General features: G+C 69.6%; 5 protein-coding genes. All 5 read left to right on the top strand.

Annotation, left to right across the window (positions count from 1 at the left end; genetic code table 11):
* Positions 1-820 (top strand): ATP-binding cassette domain-containing protein (locus JMF90_RS25955; protein WP_201325598.1); only part of this gene is annotated, 820 nt, incomplete at its 5' end.
* Complete coding sequence (locus JMF90_RS25950; protein ID WP_006476069.1) at positions 817-1836, top strand: ABC transporter permease; 1020 nt, start codon at positions 817-819, stop codon at positions 1834-1836. The genes JMF90_RS25955 and JMF90_RS25950, both read left to right, overlap by 4 nt.
* Positions 1837-1871: 35 nt before the next feature.
* Positions 1872-2903 (top strand): LacI family DNA-binding transcriptional regulator, encoded by a 1032-nt coding sequence (locus JMF90_RS25945; RefSeq protein ID WP_011545351.1) that lies wholly within the window; start codon positions 1872-1874, stop codon positions 2901-2903.
* Positions 2900-3835 (top strand): ribokinase, encoded by a 936-nt coding sequence (rbsK, locus tag JMF90_RS25940; protein ID WP_011545352.1) that lies wholly within the window; start codon positions 2900-2902, stop codon positions 3833-3835. Before JMF90_RS25945 ends, rbsK begins: the two co-directional genes overlap by 4 nt.
* Positions 3836-4133: 298 nt before the next feature.
* On the top strand, positions 4134-4393 hold a 260-nt coding region (locus JMF90_RS25935), incomplete at its 3' end, for a Tar ligand binding domain-containing protein (protein WP_201325597.1).

The following is a 4393-nucleotide window of genomic DNA, read 5'->3' as shown; positions in this document are numbered from 1 at the left end:
GCGGCTCGCGGTCTCGGGCCTCACGCGCGGCACGGCGGTGCGCGACGTGTCGCTCGAGGTGCGCGCGGGCGAGATCTTCGGCATCTCGGGGCTGATCGGCGCGGGACGCACCGAGCTGCTGCGGCTGATCTACGGCGCCGATACGCCGGATGCCGGAACGATCGCGGTCGGCCAGCCGCTGAAGCCGGCGCGCATCGCGTCGCCGGTCGACGCGGTGAAGCTGGGCATCGCGCTGATCACCGAGGATCGCAAGGGCGAAGGGCTGCTGCTGTCGCAGTCGATCACCGCGAACGTGTCGCTCGGCCAGCTCGACCGGCTCGCGCGCGGCGGCATCGTCGATGCCGCACGTGAAACAGCGCTCGCCGAGCAGCAGATCGATGCGCTGCGAATTCGTACGCACGGGGCGGCGCAGCCCGTCGGCGAACTGTCGGGCGGCAACCAGCAGAAGGTCGTGATCGGCCGCTGGCTTGCGCGCGACATGGGCGTGCTGCTGTTCGACGAGCCGACGCGCGGGATCGACGTCGGCGCCAAATTCGAGATCTACACTTTGATGGGCGCGCTCGCGCGCGAAGGCCGCGCGCTGGTGGTCGTATCGAGCGACCTGCGCGAGCTGATGCTGATCTGCGACCGGATCGGCGTGATGTCGGCCGGGCGCATGACCGCCGTGTTCGAGCGCGGCAACTGGACCCAGGATGCGCTGCTGGCCGCGGCGTTCGCCGGCTTCGGCCGCGAGACGCCGGCGGCCGCCATGCAGCATCCGGACGCGGGGCAGGCGCGCGGCGCCGCTCCGGGCACTTCGACGACAGGACCACAGCAATGACCCAGCCTCCCGTATCCCCGACCGACGCAGGCGCGCAGCAGGACGTGACGGGGCGCCGCGCGCGCACGCTGTCCGGCACGCGGCTCGGCCTGTCGAACTATCTCGGGCTGGCCGGCGCGCTGGCCGCGATGATCGCGCTGTTCTCGGTGCTGAGCTCGCATTTCCTGACCTACGACACGTTCAGCACGATCGCGAACCAGATTCCCGATCTCGTCGTGATGTCGGTCGGGATGACCTTCGTGCTGATCATCGCCGGGATCGACCTGTCGGTCGGCTCGGTGCTCGCGCTCGCCGCGTCGATGGTCAGCGTCGCCGCGCTGAAATGGCAGTGGGGGCCGCTGCCGGCCGCGCTGATCGGGATCGCGGTCGCGACCGCGACGGGCGCGCTGACGGGCGCGGTCACGGTGGGCTGGCGGATTCCGTCGTTCATCGTGTCGCTCGGCGTGCTGGAGGCCGCGCGCGGCCTCGCGTACCAGCTGACGAATTCGCGCACCGCGTATATCGGCGACGCGTTCGATTTCCTGTCGAACCCGATCGCGCTGGGCATTTCGCCGGCGTTCCTGATCGCGGTCGCGGTGATGATCGCGGCCCAGTTCGTGCTCACGCGCACGGTGTTCGGGCGCTATCTGGTCGGGATCGGCACGAACGAGGAAGCGGTGCGGCTTGCCGGGGTTAACCCGAGGCCGTATAAAATCCTCGTATTCGCGCTGATGGGCGCGCTCGCGGGGCTCGCGTCGCTGTTCCAGATTTCGCGGCTCGAGGCGGCCGATCCGAACGCGGGCGCGGGCCTCGAACTGCAGGTGATCGCCGCCGTCGTGATCGGCGGCACGAGCCTGATGGGCGGGCGCGGCTCGGTGATCAGCACGTTCTTCGGCGTGTTGATCATCTCCGTGCTGGCCGCGGGGCTGGCGCAGATCGGGGCGAACGAGCCGACGAAGCGGATCATCACGGGTGCGGTGATCGTGGTGGCGGTCGTGCTCGATACGTATCGCAGCCGGCGTACGCGCGTGCGGTAAAAAGATAGACAGAACAGACCAGAGAGAAACGGGAAATGGCGACGATCAAGGATGTGGCGGCCATGGCGGGCGTGTCGTTTACGACCGTCTCGCACGTGGTGAACAATTCGCGGCCGGTGTCCGCGGATGTGCGTGCGAAGGTCGAGGGCGCGATCCGCGAGCTGAATTACGTGCCGTCGGCCGTGGCGCGCTCGCTGAAGGCGCGGGCGACGGCGACGATCGGCCTCGTCGTGCCGAACAGCACGAATCCGTACTTCGCCGAGCTTGCGCGCGGCATCGAGGATCAGTGCGCGGCCAACGGCTATTGCGTGTTCTTCTGCAATTCGGACGACGATCCCGTGAAGCAGCGCAACTACCTGCGCGTGTTGCAGGAAAAGCGCATCGACGGGCTGATCGTCGCGTCGGCGGGCGAGGACGCGGTGCTCGCGCAGACGCTCGCGGATATCCATGCGCCGCTCGTCGTGGTCGACCGCAACATCGAGGGTCTCGCGGCCGATCTCGTGCAGATCGACCACGAGCGCGGCGCGTATCTCGCGACGCGCCACCTGCTCGAACTCGGGCACGCGAAGATCGGCTGCATCACCGGGCCGACCGACACCGCCGTCAGCGCGATGCGCGTGCACGGCTTCATCCGCGCGATGGCCGAGCGTGGCGTCGACATCGTGCCGGGCGCGATCGCCGAAAGCGATTTCTCGTGCCTGGGCGGCTATCACGCAGCGTCGCGGCTGTTCGAATCGGTGCGGCCGAGCGCGATTTTCGCGGGCAACGACCTGATGGGCGTCGGCGCGCTGCGCGCGGCGGCCGAGCGCGGGATGCGCGTGCCCGACGACTGCTCGATCATCGGCTTCGACGACATCGAATTTTCCCGCTACACGTATCCGGCGCTGTCGACGGTCGGCCAGTCGGTGCGCGCGCTCGGCGAAATGGCCGCGCAGACGCTGATCGAACGGATCGGCGGCGGTTCGAGCGCCGTGCCGAGCCGCCGTCGCGTCGTGTCGCCGCGCCTCGTGCTGCGCGAATCGACGGCCATCTACCGTGAGCCGGCCGCGCCGGGCGCTCGCGCATGACGGCGACCGTAACGGGCGCCGGCCGCGTGACGGTGGTCGGCAGCCTCAACATGGATCTCGTCGTGCGGGCGCCGCGGCTGCCGCTGCCGGGCGAAACGCTCGCCGGGCACGCCTTCGCGCAGGCGGCGGGCGGCAAGGGCGGCAACCAGGCCGTCGCCGCCGCCCGGCTCGGCGCGCAGGTCGCGATGATCGGCTGCGTCGGCGCGGATGCGCACGGCGCGGCACTGCGCGCGGGCCTCGAGGCCGAGGGCATCGACTGCGCGGGGCTCGCGACGAGCGCGTCGGCGTCGACCGGCGTCGCGCTGATCGTCGTCGACGATGGGAGCCAGAACGCGATCGTGATCGTCGCGGGTGGCAACGGCGAGGTCACGACCGACACGATCGCGCGGCACGAGGCCGCGCTGGCGGCGGCCGACGTGCTGATCTGCCAGCTCGAGACGCCGCCGGACACGGTGTTCGCGGCACTGTCGGCCGGACGCCGGCTCGGCCGCACGGTGGTGCTCAATCCGGCCCCGGCCGTCGCGCCGCTGCCGGACGGCTGGCTGCCGCTCGTCGATTACCTGATCCCGAACGAGGTCGAGGCGGCCGCGCTGACGGGGCTGCGCGTGCGCGATCCGGCCGAAGCCGAAGCCGCCGCGCGGGCGCTCCAGGCCGGCGGCGCGCGCAACGTGCTGGTGACGCTCGGCGCACGCGGCGTGCTCGCGTTGACGGCCGACGGCACCGCGCGGCACTATCCGGCGCCGGTCGTGCAGGCGGTCGACACGACGGCCGCCGGCGACACCTTCATCGGCGGCTTTTCCGCACGGCTCGCGGCCGGCGCGGACGTCGACACGGCCATCCGCTTCGCGCAATGTGCGGCGGCGCTGTCGGTCACGCGCGCGGGCGCTCAGCCGTCGATTCCGACGCGCTCCGAACTGGCCGATCAGGCCTGACCCCAGGATCGCGGTTCCGTCTCGTGGCCGGTTCGTCGCACGAGACGGCCGGCCGCACCTCGCCGACCGCACCTGCCTGAACCTGCCGGTGCCTCGCCGGTCTTTTTCCTTCCGTTGTCGAACTGGCCCGAATTTACGCCATTTTGTTCAGTGATTTGTAATGTTCAGACTAATAATTCGAAAAAATGGTCTGAAATCCGTCAAGTTGTGCGTCGCGCGGTCGTAAATAAATCAAGCGAAGCAATGCTTCGAGCCAACGGGCCCGGCCCGTTCATGACGACGCAACACAGGATGGATGATGGTGTTCAGGAACCTGACGATTCGTGCGCGCATCGGTTTGACGATGGCGTTTCTGGCGGTACTGCTGGGTGTCACCGGCGTGCTCGGTCTGTACGGGATGACGCGTGCGAACGATTCGACGCGCGAGATTTTCACGAACCAGATGCCGAGCGCGGTCAACGTGGCGATGGCGGAAATGTTCGCCGCGCGCGAGCGCCTCGCACTCGACCGTGCGGCGCTGCTGGCCGGCACGCCGGACTCGGCGGCGGCCATCGAGCG

This window comes from Burkholderia sp. E168m23, assembly GCF_016586125.1.
Taxonomy (GTDB): Bacteria; Pseudomonadota; Gammaproteobacteria; order Burkholderiales; family Burkholderiaceae; genus Burkholderia; species Burkholderia orbicola.
This window is presented reverse-complemented; position numbering and strand designations above follow the sequence as displayed.

Bases quoted from the DNA above. Each gene is read 5' to 3' on its own strand.
- rbsK (WP_011545352.1), top strand. From the start codon at position 2,900: ATGACGGCGACCGTAACGGGCGCCGGCCGCGTGACGGTGGTCGGCAGC.
- JMF90_RS25950 (WP_006476069.1), top strand. From the start codon at position 817: ATGACCCAGCCTCCCGTATCCCCGACCGACGCAGGCGCGCAGCAGGAC.
- JMF90_RS25945 (WP_011545351.1), top strand. From the start codon at position 1,872: ATGGCGACGATCAAGGATGTGGCGGCCATGGCGGGCGTGTCGTTTACG.